This window comes from Streptomyces sp. NPDC000348 (assembly GCF_042898795.1).
GTDB lineage: Bacteria > Actinomycetota > Actinomycetes > Streptomycetales > Streptomycetaceae > Streptomyces.
Genome location: NZ_JBIAZD010000012.1, coordinates 87777 through 103677 on the forward strand (window position 1 = coordinate 87777; position 15901 = coordinate 103677).

The window sequence follows — 15901 nt, forward strand, 5'->3', positions numbered from 1 at the left end:
CTCCCGATCATGGTGCTGGCGAGCAGTTCGGGCAGTTGATCGACCGGGCCCGTGCGAGTGGCCTGAAGCTGACCGGCGAGGGCGGGCTGCTGCAGCTGATCAAGCTCGTGACGGAGTCCGCTCCGGAAGGCGAGGTCACCGACCACCTCGGCTACGAGAAGCATGACCGGTCCGGTGCCGCGTGACCGCGACAACAGCTTCGATCCGCAGATCGCCAAGAAACGGCGGAGGCTGCTGACCGCCGTCGACGAGATGGTCCTGTCGCTGTCCGCGCGTGGCCTGACGCACGGCACTCCACCTCTGCGCTTCCGGGAAACACGTGTGGAGCACGCCGAGTGGCGGTGGCTCTTCCCGCCGGCCGTGCCGGTCGCCCCGGTGACCATGGCCGGCGCCGTGCGCCGACTGCCCGAGTCGAGGGTGCCCGGCCGCCCGGGCCACCACCGACAGCGGCGACGCACACCGCCGACGTCGTCGTCGGAGCCGGCACCGCAGCGTCGTACGCCGTGCCGTGGCCCCGGAGCACCCGCACGCCACGTTCGCCGGGTACGTCATCTGGCTCGGCCTGGCCGACGATTCCGCGCTCGGTCCCGGCCGCCGCTTCCCGCGCGACGTCGACATCCTGTACCGCGGCGACGACTGCCGCATCGGCTACCCCCTGCCCGGCCCCGAAGACTCCCTCGGTTCCCGGCGTCTCCGCTTCCGTCTGCGCGACCCGGCAGCCGCCGACATCGAGGCCCTGACCGTGCACCCTGCCTCGCATCGTGCACGGCAGCCCAGGGGGACTCCTCGCGACGACATCGGCAGAACAGCCCGTACGGCCGCCGCCCCTGCGGTGATGCCTCGTCAGAAAGAGCGTCGTCCGAGCGTCAAGACGGCTGTCGCTGTCCGGGACGAGATACGGAAAGACGATCACGTCGATTCGACAGCCACCACAGGAACGCCAGGTCGGACAGCCTTCGCGAGCCGAGAAGGTGCTCCACGCCGTGCGCTCGGGGAAACAGGTCGAGCCCACCCGACCGCATCTGAGGCACCTATGAAAGCCTCAGGTCAGAGGCCCTTTGCGGCGGGCTCGAGGATCGCCACGCACTCCACGTGATGCGTCATCGGGAACAGGTCGAACACCCGCAGTGTCCGCACCCGGTACCCCCCGTCCCGGAAGTACGCCAGGTCCCGTGCCAGCGCCGCCGGGTCGCAGGCGACGTACGCGATGCGACGCGCGCCCAGGGACGACAGGTGTTCCACCGTCCTGCGGCCGGCGCCGGCGCGCGGGGGGTCGAGGACGACCAGGTCGACCTCCGTGATGCCCGTGCGGGGCAGGACGGACTCCACCTTGCCCTGCTCGATGCGGACGCGCGGGAAGTCCGCGAGGTTGTGGCGGGCGTCCTCCACCGCGCGTTTGCCGGACTCGATGCCGAGGACCGCGCCCGACTCGCCGACCCGGTCGGCCAGCGCGCCCGCGAACAGGCCGACGCCGCAGTAGAGGTCGAGAGCCATGTCGCCCTTGCGGGGCAGCAGGCCCTGCATGACGGCGGTGACGAGGGTGTCGGCGGCCTTCGGGTGGACCTGCCAGAAGCCGCCGCCGGCGACCCGGTGGGTGCGGCCGTCGGCGCGTTCGCGGACGAAGGGGCGGCCGTGGACGCGGTGCAGCTGGCCGGAGCGCTCGTCGACGCGCATGACCGAGACCGGGCGGTCCAGTTCGACCAGGGGGAGGCGGGCGCCCGGCTTGGGGGTCAGGATCACCTGGCGGTCCTGGGAGCCGGTCGCGGCGATCGCCTCGACGGAGTCCATGCCCGTCCAGTCCCGCTTCTCGATGCCCAGCTCGCTGACCCCCTCCGCGGCGATCATGCAGTGGTCGATCGGCTCGACCTCGTGCGAGCGGTGCCGGCGCAGTCCCGCGCGGCCGTCGGCGGTGACGGCGTACTGCACGCGCGTGCGCCAGGCCGGGACCTGTCCGGCGGGGACCTTGTCGCCCTCGGCCGGCATCACCGTGCCGTCCCAGCCGGCCTCCTCCGGGGTGAGTCCGGCGAGGCGCTGCAGCTGCTCGGCGACGACCTCGCCCTTCAGGCGCCGCTGGGCGCCCGGCTTGGCGTGCTGCCAGTCGCAGCCGCCGCAGCGGCCGGGGCCGGCGAAGGGGCAGGGGGCGTCGATCCGGTCCTTGGAGGCGTCCAGCACCCGCACCGCGTCCGCGCGGAGGAAGCGGGCCCCCTCCTCGCCCTCCGTGACCTGCGCGACGACCCGTTCGCCGGGCAGGGCGTGCCGGACGAAGAGGACCTGGCCCTCGGAGGTGCGGGCGATGCAGTGGCCGCCGTGGGCGACGGGGCCGACCTCGACCTCGTACTCCTCCCCCACCAGTGATTTCCTCGGTTCTGCCTGCATGGCGGGGTGACTCCACAACATCGAGAGCGGACGGGCCCCTCAAGGCCCGGGACAACAGCCCACCAGTCTACGTGTGCGAGGAGGAGTCCTTCGCCCGCTCCGCCGGACCGCGGCGCACCGAACCGGGCGCGGCCCATTCCTGCCGCTTGCGGGCGCGCCTCCTGGCCGCCTCGGACGACTGGAGCTGGTACGGCACCGAGGTCACCATCACGCCCGGTGTGAACAGCAGCCGGCCCTTGAGCCGCAGCGCGCTCTGGTTGTGCAGCAGGTGCTCGTACCAGTGACCGACCACGTACTCGGGGATGATCACGGAGACCACGTCGCGCGGGGACTCCTTGCGCAGGCTCTTGACGTAGTCGATGACCGGCCGCGTGACCTCCCGGTACGGGGAGTCGAGCACCTTCAGGGGGACGTCGATGCCGCGCCGCTCCCACTCCTCGCGCAGGGCCTTGGTCTCGGCCGGGTCCACGTTGACGCTGAGCGCCTCCAGGCTGTCGGAGCGCATCAGCTTGGCGTAGCCGAGCGCGCGCAGCGTGGGGCGGTGGATCCTGGAGATCAGGACGACCGAGTGGACGCGGGAGGGCCGCGCCGTGTCGTCGCCCGGCGCCTCCGGGGCGGCGATCTCCTCGGCGACGCGGTCGTAGTGCCTGCGGATCGCCGTCATCGTCGCGTAGAAGATGCACATCCCGAGCAGCGCCACCCAGGCGCCGTGGGTGAACTTGGTGAGAAGGACGACGACCAGGACCAGGCCGGTGAAGAAGGCGCCGAAGGTGTTGATGGCCCGCGAGCGGATCATGTGGCGGCGCCTGGCCGGGTCGTTCTCGACGGCCAGCAGCCGGTTCCAGTGGCGGACCATGCCGGTCTGGCTGAGCGTGAAGGACACGAACACGCCGACGATGTAGAGCTGGATCAGCCGCGTGGAGTCGGCCCCGTAGATCCACACCAGCAGGGCGGCCGCGCCCGCGAGCAGCACGATGCCGTTGGAGAAGGCGAGGCGGTCGCCGCGGGTGTGCAGCTGGCGGGGGAGGTAGCGGTCCTGGGCCAGGATCGAGCCGAGCAGCGGGAAGCCGTTGTAGGCGGTGTTCGCGGCGAGGAACAGCACCAGCGCGGTGGCGGCGGCGAGGATCATGAACAGGAGGCTGCCGTGGCCGAAGACGGCCTCGGCGACCTGGGAGATCACCGGGTCCTGGACGTAGCCTGCGCCGAGCGGGGCGCCGTCGTGGACCAGGTCCTCGGCGGGGTTCTCGGCCATGCGGACGTCGGTGGCCATGGCCAGCCCGATGATGCCGCAGAACATGGTGACGGCGAGCAGGCCCATCATGGCGAGCGTGGTCGCCGCGTTGCGCGACTTGGGCTTGCGGAAGGCCGGTACGCCGTTGGAGATCGCCTCGACACCGGTGAGCGCGGCGCAGCCGGAGGAGAAGGCGCGCAGCAGCAGGAAGAGCAGGGCGAAGCCGGCGAGGCCCGGGTGTTCGGGTTTGATCTCGAAGTCCGCGGTCGGCGCCCGCATGTCGTCACCGAGCACGATCCCGCGGAACGCGCCCCAGGCGATCATGGTGAAGACGCCGGCGACGAAGACGTACGTGGGGATCGCGAAGAGCGTGCCCGACTCCTTGACGCCGCGCAGGTTCATCAGCGTCAGCAGCACGATCACGCCGATCGCGCAGGCCACCTTGTTCTCGATGACGAACGGGACCGCCGAGCCCAGGTTCTCGATCCCGGAGGAGATCGACACGGCGACGGTGAGGACGTAGTCGACGAGCAGGGCGCTGGCGACGGTCAGTCCGGCCCTGGGGCCGAGGTTGGTGGTGGCCACCTCGTAGTCGCCGCCACCACTGGGGTAGGCGTGCACGTTCTGCCGGTAGGAGGCGACCACCGTGAACATGAGCACGACGACCGCGACGGCGATCCAGGGGCTGAAGTGGTACGCCGACAGGCCCGCGATCGACAGGACCAGCAGCACCTCGCCGGGGGCGTACGCCACGGAGGAGAGCGGGTCGGAGGCGAAGACGGGCAGTGCGACGCGCTTCGGCAGGAGCGTTTCGCCGAGCCGGTCACTGCGCAGTGCGCGCCCGATCAGAATCCGTTTGGGCACGTCGGTCAATTTGGACACAGCAGAGGATCGTAAGCCTTCCGACGGGCGGCCGCCCAACCACCACCCCACATCCATACGGCATCCATACGGCCTCTGCCCTCCGGGTGAATCACCGGACGACCGAACCGCGGATTCGGCAGGTCGGGGTACTTCCATGCCTGTACGACCGGACGCCGTCCGCCGTCCCGGCCGCTTCCCCGTCCGTCGCCGCTCCGTGGAGGTTCCATGCACCCGACCCCAGAACTGATCGGCGCCGCGGCCGCCCTCGTCGGCCTCGGCCTCCTCACGCTGGCGAGCGTGCGCAGCATCACGCGCCGTTGACCGTCCCGGGGACGGGCCCGGCGGCTCCGGCGAGCAGTGCCTCCGGTCCGATGGCGGCCACGCGTGTCGACGGCACCGTGCAGGCGTACGCCCCCGCCACCGCCCCGAGCCGGGCGCAGTGGAGGGCGTCTTCGCCGTCGAGCCAGCCGTGCAGGAAGGCGGCCGCGAAGGCGTCGCCGGCCCCGTTGGAGTCGACCACCGGTGCCGGGGGCTCGGCCGCGGGGACGTGGGTCAGCTCGTCGTCGGCCAGCAGGTACGCTCCCGCGGCGCCCGCGGTGGCGACGACGGTCCGCGCCCTGCCCCGGCCGGCGATCCGGCGCATCGTGGCCTCCGGGTCGGTCAGGGCGGCGGCGGAGAGGAAGACGAGGTCCGCGGCGAGGGCGAAGGTCTCGTGGTAGGGGTTGGCGCCGTCCCAGTCGTGCAGGTCGGTCGAGATCGTCACGCCCGCCTCGCGCAGCAGGGGCAGGGCGTCGGCGCACGGCTGGGTGATGACGACGTGGGCGTGCCGGCTGACGGCGGCCAGCTCGCGCACCGTCTCCTCGGGCAGCCGGTCCGCCTCGGCCCAGCGGGTCGCGTCGTACAGGGAGAGCCTCCGGCCGTCGGGGCCGACCAGGTTGACGGCGCGTTTGGTGCCGCACGGCTGCGGTACGGCGGTGAGCGCGATGCCGTGGTCCCGGTGCAGGGCGCGGACGAGGTCGCCCTCGTGGTCGTCGCCGATCAGGTCGAGGTGGTGGGTGCGCAGGCCGAGGGCGCTGGTGCCGAGGGCGACGAAGTCGCCGCTCTGTCCCGCGCGGGTGACGATGCCCGGCCGGATCATGTGGCTGTCGGCGAGCGGGACGGGCAGCTCGGGCACGTGCACGATCGTGTCCACGCCCGCGCCGCCCAGGACGAGGACGTCGATCTCGGCAGTCATGGCTGGTTCTCTCCTTGCCCCGGGCCTCGGGCGCGCCCGGGCGGTGCGGATACGTTGGACCTGGCACGCGAACGCGCGGCCGGGCCCCGGAGGGCGTCGGGACCGCGATCCCCCGGCATGATGTTGCCTGGCGGCCCGCACGCAGGCCGCGATGTTTGCCTGGCGAGCCGAAAGAGAGACATGAGCACGAAGGTCATGAAGGTCGAACGGCCTGCAGGAAGCACGGTGTGACGCGATGCATATTGTCATCATGGGCTGCGGAAGGGTGGGTTCCGACCTGGCCCAGGCCCTGGAGGAACAGGGGCACACGGTCGCCGTGATCGACCAGGACCCCACCGCTTTCCGCCGCCTGGGCTCCACGTTCGGCGGCCGTCGGGTCACCGGAGTCGGGTTCGACCAGGACACCCTGCGCGAGGCGGGCATCGAGGAGGCGGGCGCCTTCGCCGCCGTCTCCAGCGGCGACAACTCCAACATCATCGCCGCGCGGGTGGCCCGGGAGATGTTCGGCATCGAGCACGTCGCCGCCCGCATCTACGACCCCCGCCGCGCGGAGGTCTACCAGCGCCTGGGCATCCCCACCGTGGCGACCGTGCGCTGGACCGCCGACCAGATGCTGCGCCGGCTGCTCCCCTCGGGCGCCGAGCCGCTGTGGCGCGACCCCACCGGCGGGGTCCAGCTCGCCGAGGTGCACGCCTCCACGGCCTGGGTGGGGCACCGGATCAGCCGGCTGCAGGACGAGACCGGCGTGCGGGTGGCCTTCCTGACCCGGCTCGGCGAGGCGATCCTGCCCAGCTCGCAGACGGTGCTGCAGGAGGGGGACCTGGTGCATGTGATGATGCGCACCGATGAGATCGACCGCGTCGAGGCGGCGTTCACCAAGGGTCCCGAACAGGAGGGCGGTCACTGATGAGGGTCGCCATTGCCGGAGCCGGCGCCGTCGGCCGCTCGATCGCGGGCGAGCTGCTGGAGAACGGCCACGAGGTCCTGCTGATCGACAAGGCGCCGACCGCCATCTCGGTCGAGCGCGTGCCGCAGGCGGAGTGGCTGCTCGCCGACGCCTGCGAGATCACCTCCCTGGACGAGGCGGCGCTCCAGCGCTGCAACGTCGTCATCGCCGCGACCGGCGACGACAAGGTCAACCTGGTGGTCTCGCTGCTCGCCAAGACCGAGTACGGCGTCCCGCGCGTCGTCGCCCGGGTGAACAACCCGAAGAACGAGTGGCTCTTCAACGAGTCCTGGGGCGTGGACGTCGCCGTCTCCACCCCGCGTCTGATGTCGGCCCTGGTGGAGGAGGCGGTGAGCGTCGGCGACCTGGTCCGGCTGCTGCGCTTCAGCCACGGTGACGCCAACCTGGTCGAGCTGACCCTGCCGGAGGAGTCGGCGCTGGCCGGCACCCAGGTCGGGGACGTCGAGTGGCCGCAGGACACCTCGCTGGTCACCATCATCCGCGGCACCCGCGTCCTGACGCCGACCCGGGAGGACTCCCTGGAGGCGGGCGACGAACTGCTCTTCGTGGCCGCCCAGGCCCGCGAGGAACAACTGGAGGACCTGCTCTCGGTCCGCAGGGAGCTGTGAGGAAGGGGGCGCCCGGACCGTCCGGGCGCCCCCTTTTCCCCGTACGGACTAGGACTCGCGGCGGTGACGGCCGGGCGTCGTCGGCCCGGTGTCCGGCGCGGCGGCGGCCTTGCGCTCCTCCTCGGCCCGCTCCTCCGCCTCCATCTCGGCGAACACGTCGATCGGCGGCGGCGCCTTCGCCAGGAACACCCAGGTCAGATACACGGCGAGCAGGAACGGCGGAATCTTCAGCGCGACCAGTACCCAGCCCAACTGGGTCGTGTCCGCCCACCAGTACAGCGGGAACAGGATCGCGCTCTTGCCGAGCAGGATCAGCCCCCAGGCCCAACTGGCCTTGGTGTACGCCTTCTTCCGGCCGGGGTTGCGGGTGCGCCAGGAGAGGTTCTCCTTGAAGACGGGACCCAGCATCAGACCGATCAGCGGGACGCCCGCCATCGCCGTGACGATGTACGCCAGGGCCAGACCCAGGGTGTACAGCATGCCCGGCAGGTAGAAGTCCTTGGCGTTGCCGGTCATCATCGCGAAGACCACGCCGAAGGCGACGCCGAAGACGCCGCTGAAGGCGTGCTTGACGGTGTCCTTCATCGCCAGGCGGACCACGACCATCGCCAGCGCCACGGCGAGCGCCGCGATCGCCGACATGTGCAGGTCCTTGTTGACCGTGTAGATGCTGACGAAGAGCAGCCCGGGGAGCACCGTCTCGACCATGCCCCGCACCCCGCCGAACGCCTCGAAGAGGGCGGCTTCGGTCACCGCCCGGGCGTCGTCCGCGGATGTGTCTTCGGTCGTCGGCTTGTCGAGTGACGTCACCGGCTACTCCCGTCCGAGGGGTCTCAGTTCGTATTTCGGATTGAACAGCACCCGGCGGCCCCGGCTCATCGAGATCCGGCCCGATGCGATCAGCTTGCGCCCCGGTTCTATCCCCACGATGGAGCGCCTGCCGAGCCACACCACGTCGAGCGCGGCGGAGCCGTCGAACAGCTCGGCCTCCAGGGCCGGGACCCCCGCGCGCGGCCGCAGCGTGACCGTGCGCAAGGTACCAGTAACCGTGACGATCTGCCGGTCGCGGCAGTCGCCTATCCGTGTGCAGCCGGCCGTCTCGGCGTCCTCACGCAGCTCCTCGGACTCCAGGTCCTCCTGAGACGAGGAGAGCCGGTCGAGCATGCGCCGGAACCGGCCTGCCGGCTTCTCGGGTCGAGGAACAGCACTCATATCTGAAGCGTACCGGGGTGCACTGACGGTCACGTACCCCCTGCCGCCCCGGTCCGAACGGGCCTTCGCGGGGCGCTTCGCACGGGGACACCGCTGACCTTCACTTCTCGAAACGGTAGCCCATGCCCGGCTCGGTGATGAGGTGCTTCGGATGTGACGGATCCGCCTCCAGCTTCCGCCGCAGCTGCGCCATGTACACGCGCAGGTAGTTCGTCTCCGTGCCGTACGAGGGCCCCCACACCTCCCGCAGCAGCTGCTTCTGCGCCACCAGCCGGCCGCCGGCCCGCACCAGCACCTCCAGCAGATGCCATTCGGTGGGGGTCAGCCGTACGTCCCGGCCGCCGCGGTTGACCTTCTTCGCGGCCAGGTCGACGGTGAAGGCGGCGGTCTCCACCACCACGTCGCCCCCGTCCCCGGCGGGCTCCGCGCGGCGTACGGCGGCCCGCAGCCGGGCCAGCAGTTCGTCCATGCCGAAGGGCTTGGTGACGTAGTCGTCGGCCCCCGCGTCCAGCGCCTGGACCTTCTCGGCGGAGGCGTGCCGGGCGGACAGCACCAGGACCGGCACCCGGGTCCAGCCGCGCAGCTCCCTGATCACCTCGACGCCGTCCATGTCGGGCAGGCCGAGGTCGAGGACGACGACGTCGGGGTGGCGGGCGGCGGCCGTACGGAGGGCGCCGGCGCCGTCGTGGGCGGAGTCGACCTCGTACGAGCGTGCCCTGAGGTTGATCACGAGGGCGCGCACGATGGCCGGGTCGTCGTCGACCACCAGCACACGGGTCATGAGGGCTGCCTTTCGGGTTCTGCGGCCACTGCGGCCTGAGGGTTCTCCGGGCACGCCACGGCGGCGCACAGGGTGAGCGCCATCGTGAGGCCGCCGCCGGGGGTGTCCTCGGCGTTCAGGGTGCCGCCCATGGCCTCGGCGAAGCCACGGGCGACCGCCAGTCCGAGACCGACACCGGCCCCGCGCGGGGCGTCGCCGTGCCGCTGGAAGGGTTCGAAGATGCGCTCCTTGGCCTCGTCGGGGACGCCGGGGCCGCGGTCCACCACCCGCACCTCGACCCGGTCGGCGAGGGCGCTGGCGGCGACCAGGACGGGCAGGCCGGGGGGACTGTACTTGACGGCGTTCTCGACCACGTTGGCCATCGCCCGCTCCAGCAGCCCCGGGTCCACGGCGACCATGGGCAGGGCCTCGGGGATGTCCAGGGTGACGCTGCCCTCGGGCACCCCGCCGAGCGCCATCGGCACCACCTCGTCCAGGTCGATCCCGCGGATCAGGGGGGTGACCGTGCCGGTGTGCAGCCGGGACATGTCCAGCAGGTTGCCCACCAGGTGGTCCAGGCGGTCGGCGCCGTCCTCGATGCCCTCCAGCAGTTCGGCCCGGTCCTCGGGGGACCACTCGACGTCCTCGGAGCGCAGCGAGGAGACCGCGGCCTTGATGCCGGCCAGCGGGGTGCGCAGGTCGTGGCTGACGGCGGCCAGCAGGGCGGTGCGGATGCGGTTGCCCTCGGCGAGGGCGAGGGCCCGGTCGGCCTGCTCGCGCAGCCGGCGGCGGTCCAGGACGACGGCGGCCTGCGCGGCGAAGGCGGCCAGGACCCTGCGGCCCTCGGCGGGCGGCACCCGGCCGGTCAGCGCCAGCGCCATGTGGTCGCCGACCGGCACCTCCACGTCCGCGTCCTCGGGCCGTTCGACCGGGCGGCCGCGCCCTGCCCGGCCGGCGCAGGTCCACGGCTCGACGTCGCCCGCGCGTTCGAGGAGGGCGGCGGACTCCATGCCGAAGGTCTCCCGGACCCGCTCCAGCAGGTCCTCCAGACCGGTCTCCCCGCGCAGCACGTTGCCGGCGAGGAACGAGAGGATCTCCGACTCGGCGCGCAGCCGGGCCGCCTGGTGGGTGCGCCGGGCCGCGAGGTCGACCACGGACGCCACCGCCGCGCCCACCGCGACGAATATCGTGATGGCGACGATGTTCTTGGGGTCGGCGATGGTCCAGCGGTGCAGGGGCGGGGTGTAGAAGTAGTTCAGCAGCAGCGAGCCGACCGCCGCGGAGGCCAGGGCCGGCCAGAGCCCGCCGAGCAGGGCCGCCGCCACCGTCAGGGCCAGGAACAGCAGCATGTCGTTGGCGAGTCCCAGGTCCACGGCGCTGAGCAGTACCGCCACCGCCGCCGGGCCGGCCACGCCGACCGCCCAGCCCCAGGCCAGCCGGGAGCGCCCGAGCCGTGCGCCCCGGGCTCCGGTCAGCCCGCGGCCCTTGGCGACCTCCTCGTGGGTGACGATGTGCACGTCCAGGTCGGGTCCCGAGTCCCGGGCGACGGTCGCGCCGACGCCGGGTCCGAGGACGTACTGCCAGGCCGGGCGGCGCGAGGAGCCGAGCACGATCTGGGTGGCGTTGGCCCCGCGCGCGAAGGCGAGCAGAGCGGCCGGGATGTCGTCGCCGACGACGTGGTGGAAGGTGCCGCCGAGGTCCTCCACCAGCGCGCGCTGCTCGACCAGTTCCCCGGGTGAGGCCGCGGTGAGCCCGTCGCTGCGGGAGATGTAGACGGCGAGCAGCTCGCCGCCGGCGCCCTTCTCCGCCAGCCGTGCGGCCCGCCGGAGCAGGGTGCGGCCCTCGGGACCGCCGGTCAGGCCGACGACGATCCGCTCGCGGGAGCCCCATATCGCCGAGACCTCGTGCTCCCTGCGGTAGCGCTGGAGGTGGGCGTCGACCCGGTCGGCCACCCACAGCAGCGCCAGCTCCCTCAGCGCGGTGAGGTTGCCGGGGCGGAAGTAGTTGGACAGCGCGGCGTCGACCTTGTCCGGCTGGTAGATGTTGCCGTGCGCCATGCGGCGGCGCAGCGCCTCGGGCGTCATGTCGACCAGCTCGATCTGGTCCGCCCGCCGCACCACCTCGTCCGGTACGGTCTCCCGCTGCCGTACGCCGGTGATCGACTCCACGACGTCGCCCAGCGACTCCAGGTGCTGGATGTTGACCGTGGAGAGGACGTCGATCCCGGCCGCGAGCAGTTCCTCCACGTCCTGCCAGCGCTTGGCGTTGCGCGAGCCGGGGGCGTTGGTGTGGGCGAGTTCGTCGACGAGGGCCACCCGGGGACGGCGGGCGAGGACCGCGTCGAGGTCCATCTCCGTCAGGACGGTCCCGCGGTACTCGATCTCCCGGTGCGGGATCCGCTCCAGTCCGTGCAGCAGTGCCTCGGTGCGGGGCCTGCCGTGCGGTTCGGCGTGGGCCACCACGCAGTCGGTGCCGCGTTCGACACGGCGGTGGGCCTCGGAGAGCATCGCGTACGTCTTGCCGACGCCCGGTGCCGCACCGAGATGGATCCGAAGGTTGCCGCGTCCCATGGCCTCATTGTCTTCCGGTCACCCTTGTCACGCGGATCCGACCATACGGCCGTCATCCGCGGGGGAGGGTGCCGGGCGGGGCGCGCGGCCCGTCCTTGACGGAACCCTGACGTGCCGGCCGACGGGCGTCAGTGCGCGGTGATCCCGCCGTCGCACGGCTCCAGGACGCGGTCGGCGAGGTCGAGGAGGGTGGTGTCGTGGGTGGCGACGATGTTCAGGAGTGTGGTCTTGCCGGACCCGGAGCGGCCCTTGAGGGCGACCGGTTCGCCGCGCGGGACCTCGAAGGAGACACCGCGCAGCGCGTGGACCGCGGCGGCGCCGGTGCCGTACGACCTGTGCACGTCCTCGACGCGCACCATGGTCTCGGTGACCACCTGACCCATGCGGCTGCCCTCCCCCGTGGACCGGGCGCCGGTGTCCCCGCCCGGTGCCCGGCCGATCAACGCCCCGGGCCGGATCGTCCCCGTGGGGACGGGCTCCCGGGCGGCGGAGAGGTGGTCGTCGCCGGACGGGCGGGTGCGCCCGGGTGCCGGTCACGGCGCGGCCCGGGCGGTCGTGCGGGGCGTCGCGGCCGGTCTCGGTGACCGGGCCGGAGCCGCACCCGGCCGTGGGGAAGGACCGCGTCCCGGCGGGACCCGGCCCTTCGACCGGCCGGTCAGCGCACCTCGGTGATCTCCGGTCCGCGCTGGAGCTGGCCCATGCCACCGGCGAAGCGGGAGCCCTCCTCCTGCTGCACGTTCTCGGGGACCATCTGCGCGTCGTTCGGCAGCTTCAGGACGATCGGGTCGCGCGGGGCCATCGGGCCCTCGCCGCGCACCACGACCGTGTCCCGGAAGATCTGCTCCAGGAGCCCGGCGGCCTGCGGCTGCACCGCGCCCTGGCCCGAGATCACTCCGCGCAGGAACCAGCGGGGGCCGTCCACACCGACGAACCGCACGACCTGGAAACCGCCGGTGCCGTCCGGCAGCTGCACCGGCACCTGGGCCCGCAGCTCCCAGCCCAGCGGGCCCTCGACCTCGTCGATGATGCCGCCCTGCTGCGTGATGCCGGCCGCGATCTCCTCGCGCACCTCGCCCCAGATGCCCTCCCGCTTGGGCGCGGCGAAGGCCTGCAGCTGGATGGCGCTGTCCCGCAGCACGACGGTGGCCGCGACGATCGCGTCGCCCGCGACCTCCACCCGCAGCTCCATGCCGTCGACACCGGGTACGAACAGGCCGCCCAGGTCGACCCGGCCCTCGCCGGGCCGGCCGACCTCGGTGCTGTCCCAGGGCCCGTCGGGCCGCGGCGCCGGCTCGAGCCTCAGCCGCTCGGCCTCCTCGCCCGCCTCAGCGTCGACACCGTCGACGACCTGCTCGGCCTCGCCGGCCGCACCGTCGGCGGCATCCTTCTTCTTGCGACGTCCGAACACGTCACTGTCCTTCCCGGTCGGATACGACCGAAGCGTATCGATTCCCACCCGCTGTACCGCCCATGGCGGCCTGAACGCTTGTGCCGCTCTTACCTTCTCCCACCGCGGCGTGGCCGCCGGTGGAACCGAAGCCCCCGTCGGCCCGGACCGAGGGGGGAAGCTCCGCGACCGACACGAAGCGGACCCTCTCGACCTGCTGGACGACCAGTTGGGCAATCCGGTCGAAGCGCTCGAACCGCACGGTCTCGCGCGGGTCGAGATTCACCACGATCACCTTGATCTCCCCACGGTACCCGGCATCAACCGTCCCCGGGGCATTCACCAGGGCGACGCCGCAGCGGGCGGCGAGACCGGATCGCGGGTGCACGAAGGCCGCGTACCCGTCGGGCAGCGCCACAGACACCCCCGTGGGCAGTACGGCCCGCTCGCCGGGAGCCAGTTCGCAGGACTCGGTGGTCCGCAGGTCGGCGCCCGCGTCCCCCGGGTGCTCGTACGCCGGAAGCGGCACCTCGGGGTCGACGCGCCTGATCAGCACCTCGAGTGCGGCGGGGCGGGGCCCGCTCACGGGTTCACCTCGAAGGCGCGGACGCGGCGGAGCCGGTCGGGGTCCTCCAGGGCGGCCCGGATCTCCTCCTGGCGGCCGTGGTCGACGAAGTGGTCGATCTTGACCTCGATGAACAGGGCGTCGGCGCGGACCGCGACCGGCCCGTCGGGGCCGCCGATGCGTCCGGTGGCGGTGCAGTAGATCTTCCGTCCGGCCACCGCCGTCACCTCGGCCTCCAGGTGCAGCACGGTGCCGACCGGCACGGGCCGGACGAAGTCGGTCTCCAGCCTGCCGGTCACCGCGATCGTGCGCAGCAGCCAGTTGAGCGAGCCGAGCGTCTCGTCCAGGGCGGTGGCGAGCACCCCGCCGTGCGCGAGCCCCGGGGCGCCCTGGTGGGCGGGCTGCACGGTGAACTCGGCGGTGATCGACACGCCTTCGCCGGCGCGGGCCTCGAGGTGCAGCCCGTGGGGCTGTTCGCCGCCACAGCCGAAACACTGTCCGTAGTGCGCGCCCAGGAGCTCGCCGGGTGCGGGGGCGTCCGGATGGCGCACCGGTCGCACGGCGTCGGCCGGGGGCTGAAGAGCTGCGGAAGTACCACTCACAGCCGCAGACCTTACCCGCGCGCGGGTCCCGCCCCGACACCGTGCCAAGCTTGGATCCATGCAGCTCTCCGCCACCCCGTACGAAGAACGCCTCACCGCCCCCCGCTCCTGGTGGCTGATCTCCTTCCTGGCGGGGGTCTCCCTGGCGCTGATCCTGCTGCCGTTCGGCACGCTGCCGATGCTCGGCGGCCTGGCCGGCGGCACCGCCGCGGCGGCGGTCGTGGTCAGTTCGTACGGCTCGGTGCGGATCCGGGTCGTGGGCGGCCACCTGATCGCGGGCGAGGCGAGGATCCCGGTGTCGGCGCTGGGCGAGGCGGAGGTCCTGGACGCCGAGGAGGCCCGGGCCTGGCGCACCCACAAGGCCGACCCGCGCTGCTTCATGCTGCTGCGGGCGTACGTCCCCGGCGCCCTGCGCGTGGACGTCACGGATCCCGAGGACCCGACTCCCTACGTCTTCCTGTCGACGCGCGAGCCGCGGCGGCTGGCGCAGGCGCTCCGGGCGGCGAAGGACGCCGCCGACGCCGCGTAGGGGCGGCACGAGGGACACGCGGGCGAGGCGTCACCCGGGGGGAATCATGGCGCCTGACGCCCGTCGTGCTTCCCGGGACGGCCGCCGAGCTCCTTGAGGGCGTCCTCCGGCAGGACGTCCTCGGGGCGCTCGAGGGCGGGGAGGGCCGGCAGCGCGTCCCAGGGCACCTGGATCCGGCGCAGGTCGTCGCGGATGCGTGCGGCGAGCTTTCTGGTGTCCCTGCGGTTCATGGCGGCGCCCACGGCGGCTCCCACCAGGAACGGCATCAGGTTCGGCAGGTTGCGGAGGGTGCGCTTCATGATCCGCTGGCGCAGTTCGCGCTTCATGCGGCTGTTCAGCGCCGCGTTCACGGTCGAGGGCCTGGTGGCCTCGATGCCGCGCTCCTCCGACCAGGAGTTGAGGTAGACGGTGCTGCGCTGGGTGAGACCGCCGGGCGGTCGTACGCCGTAGACCTCGTGGAGTTCGGCGATCAGCTTGAGCTCGATCGCGGCGACGCCGGTGATCTCGGCGGCCAGCTCCGTCGGCATCGCGGGCGGTACGGGCATCATGGCCGCCGCGCCGACTCCGGCCCCGACCGTCGCCGTGGCCTTCGCGGCGCCCGCCACGAGCCTGTCCGCGAGCTCCTCGGGGCCGAGCCCGGGGAACTGCCGGCGCAGCGTCCCGAGATCGCGTACGGGCACCCGAGGGGCGATCTCGATGATCCGGTCCGCGAGGTGCGCCAGTCCCGCGCGGGCGCGGGCACCGCCCTTGCGGGCGCCCTGCAGGGCCTTCTCACGGATCACGGCGGCCCGCCGGTGCGCCACGGGCGCGGTGACCTCCAGGGGTGCCGGGAGGTCACCCCGGCCGGCTGCCGCTCCGAGCGAGGCCGCCCCGGTACCGGTTGAGCCCCGCTCTTGGTCACGCGTGTCGTGCTGCGGGCCCTCCTGGGGCCCTGGGTCCGCTCCCCTGGTGAAGAAGCGGCGCTTCCGCGGAGGGGTCGAGCCAGTCACGGCCGAC

General features: G+C 72.7%; 16 protein-coding genes and 1 pseudogene. 5 read left to right on the top strand and 12 right to left on the bottom strand.

Going from position 1 to position 15901, the window contains the following annotated elements; all coding sequences use genetic code 11:
- Window positions 1-35: 35 nt before the first annotated feature.
- Together ACFY3N_RS23535 and ACFY3N_RS23540 are read left to right on the top strand one after the other, a co-directional pair.
- Window positions 36-185, top strand: a complete 150-nt coding sequence (locus tag ACFY3N_RS23535) for a hypothetical protein (RefSeq protein WP_390818666.1) — start codon at window positions 36-38, stop codon at window positions 183-185.
- Window positions 163-1026 (top strand): transposase, encoded by an 864-nt coding sequence (locus tag ACFY3N_RS23540; protein ID WP_390818667.1) that lies wholly within the window; start codon window positions 163-165, stop codon window positions 1024-1026. The genes ACFY3N_RS23535 and ACFY3N_RS23540 overlap by 23 nt, the downstream gene beginning before the upstream one ends.
- A 21-nt stretch (window positions 1027-1047) precedes the next feature.
- On the opposite strand, the gene ACFY3N_RS23545 is transcribed toward ACFY3N_RS23540, so the two are convergent.
- From ACFY3N_RS23545 to ACFY3N_RS23555, 3 genes are all read right to left on the bottom strand, one after another.
- On the bottom strand, window positions 1048-2376 hold the full coding sequence (locus tag ACFY3N_RS23545; RefSeq protein WP_390818668.1) for a class I SAM-dependent RNA methyltransferase: 1329 nt from the start codon (window positions 2374-2376) through the stop codon (window positions 1048-1050).
- Between the two features lie 67 nt (window positions 2377-2443).
- Window positions 2444-4489: an APC family permease gene (locus ACFY3N_RS23550; protein WP_390818669.1), complete on the bottom strand. Its 2046-nt coding sequence runs from the start codon at window positions 4487-4489 to the stop codon at window positions 2444-2446.
- A gap of 289 nt (window positions 4490-4778) precedes the next feature.
- Window positions 4779-5705, bottom strand: coding sequence for a PfkB family carbohydrate kinase (locus tag ACFY3N_RS23555; RefSeq protein ID WP_390818670.1), 927 nt, complete (start codon window positions 5703-5705; stop codon window positions 4779-4781).
- Between the two features lie 235 nt (window positions 5706-5940).
- Here ACFY3N_RS23555 and ACFY3N_RS23560 point away from each other — a divergent pair, with 235 nt between their 5' ends.
- The gene (locus tag ACFY3N_RS23560; protein WP_390818671.1) at window positions 5941-6612 is read left to right on the top strand and encodes a potassium channel family protein; all 672 of its coding nucleotides are present in this window, start codon (window positions 5941-5943) and stop codon (window positions 6610-6612) included.
- The gene (locus ACFY3N_RS23565; protein ID WP_390818672.1) at window positions 6612-7280 is read left to right on the top strand and encodes a potassium channel family protein; all 669 of its coding nucleotides are present in this window, start codon (window positions 6612-6614) and stop codon (window positions 7278-7280) included. Before ACFY3N_RS23560 ends, ACFY3N_RS23565 begins: the two co-directional genes overlap by 1 nt.
- 48 nt (window positions 7281-7328) lie before the next feature.
- Here the strand turns inward: ACFY3N_RS23565 and ACFY3N_RS23570 are convergent, their stop codons facing one another.
- From ACFY3N_RS23570 to ACFY3N_RS23605, 8 genes and pseudogenes are all read right to left on the bottom strand, one after another.
- Window positions 7329-8090, bottom strand: a complete 762-nt coding sequence (locus tag ACFY3N_RS23570) for a DUF3159 domain-containing protein (protein ID WP_390818673.1) — start codon at window positions 8088-8090, stop codon at window positions 7329-7331.
- Between the two features lie 3 nt (window positions 8091-8093).
- Window positions 8094-8492 (bottom strand): OB-fold nucleic acid binding domain-containing protein, encoded by a 399-nt coding sequence (locus ACFY3N_RS23575; RefSeq protein ID WP_390818674.1) that lies wholly within the window; start codon window positions 8490-8492, stop codon window positions 8094-8096.
- A gap of 100 nt (window positions 8493-8592) precedes the next feature.
- Window positions 8593-9273 carry a response regulator gene (locus ACFY3N_RS23580; RefSeq protein ID WP_390818675.1) on the bottom strand — a complete coding sequence of 227 codons (681 nt, stop codon included), beginning with the start codon at window positions 9271-9273 and terminating at the stop codon, window positions 8593-8595.
- Entirely contained in the window at window positions 9270-11822 is a 2553-nt protein-coding gene (locus ACFY3N_RS23585; protein ID WP_390818676.1) for an ATP-binding protein, read from the bottom strand. Before ACFY3N_RS23585 ends, ACFY3N_RS23580 begins: the two co-directional genes overlap by 4 nt.
- A 191-nt stretch (window positions 11823-12013) precedes the next feature.
- Window positions 12014-12205, bottom strand: a pseudogene (locus tag ACFY3N_RS23590) (ATP-binding cassette domain-containing protein); the annotation flags it as partial.
- A 272-nt stretch (window positions 12206-12477) separates the two neighbouring features.
- Window positions 12478-13230 carry a DUF3710 domain-containing protein gene (locus ACFY3N_RS23595; RefSeq protein ID WP_390818677.1) on the bottom strand — a complete coding sequence of 251 codons (753 nt, stop codon included), beginning with the start codon at window positions 13228-13230 and terminating at the stop codon, window positions 12478-12480.
- A 1-nt stretch (window position 13231) separates the two neighbouring features.
- Complete coding sequence (gene dut, locus ACFY3N_RS23600; protein ID WP_390818678.1) at window positions 13232-13795, bottom strand: dUTP diphosphatase; 564 nt, start codon at window positions 13793-13795, stop codon at window positions 13232-13234.
- Window positions 13792-14376 carry a PaaI family thioesterase gene (locus tag ACFY3N_RS23605; RefSeq protein ID WP_390818679.1) on the bottom strand — a complete coding sequence of 195 codons (585 nt, stop codon included), beginning with the start codon at window positions 14374-14376 and terminating at the stop codon, window positions 13792-13794. Before ACFY3N_RS23605 ends, dut begins: the two co-directional genes overlap by 4 nt.
- Before the next feature lie 58 nt (window positions 14377-14434).
- Here ACFY3N_RS23605 and ACFY3N_RS23610 point away from each other — a divergent pair, with 58 nt between their 5' ends.
- Window positions 14435-14905: a DUF3093 domain-containing protein gene (locus ACFY3N_RS23610; protein ID WP_390818680.1), complete on the top strand. Its 471-nt coding sequence runs from the start codon at window positions 14435-14437 to the stop codon at window positions 14903-14905.
- Window positions 14906-14949: 44 nt separating this feature from the next.
- On the opposite strand, the gene ACFY3N_RS23615 is transcribed toward ACFY3N_RS23610, so the two are convergent.
- Window positions 14950-15894 carry a hypothetical protein gene (locus ACFY3N_RS23615; protein WP_390818681.1) on the bottom strand — a complete coding sequence of 315 codons (945 nt, stop codon included), beginning with the start codon at window positions 15892-15894 and terminating at the stop codon, window positions 14950-14952.
- Window positions 15895-15901 lie beyond the last annotated feature (7 nt).

Bases quoted from the DNA above. Each gene is read 5' to 3' on its own strand.
- ACFY3N_RS23540 (WP_390818667.1), top strand. From the start codon at position 163: ATGACCGGTCCGGTGCCGCGTGACCGCGACAACAGCTTCGATCCGCAG.
- ACFY3N_RS23545 (WP_390818668.1), bottom strand. From the start codon at position 2,376: ATGCAGGCAGAACCGAGGAAATCACTGGTGGGGGAGGAGTACGAGGTC.
- ACFY3N_RS23555 (WP_390818670.1), bottom strand. From the start codon at position 5,705: ATGACTGCCGAGATCGACGTCCTCGTCCTGGGCGGCGCGGGCGTGGAC.
- ACFY3N_RS23560 (WP_390818671.1), top strand. From the start codon at position 5,941: ATGCATATTGTCATCATGGGCTGCGGAAGGGTGGGTTCCGACCTGGCC.
- ACFY3N_RS23565 (WP_390818672.1), top strand. From the start codon at position 6,612: ATGAGGGTCGCCATTGCCGGAGCCGGCGCCGTCGGCCGCTCGATCGCG.
- ACFY3N_RS23575 (WP_390818674.1), bottom strand. From the start codon at position 8,492: ATGAGTGCTGTTCCTCGACCCGAGAAGCCGGCAGGCCGGTTCCGGCGC.
- ACFY3N_RS23580 (WP_390818675.1), bottom strand. From the start codon at position 9,273: ATGACCCGTGTGCTGGTGGTCGACGACGACCCGGCCATCGTGCGCGCC.
- ACFY3N_RS23585 (WP_390818676.1), bottom strand. From the start codon at position 11,822: ATGGGACGCGGCAACCTTCGGATCCATCTCGGTGCGGCACCGGGCGTC.
- ACFY3N_RS23610 (WP_390818680.1), top strand. From the start codon at position 14,435: ATGCAGCTCTCCGCCACCCCGTACGAAGAACGCCTCACCGCCCCCCGC.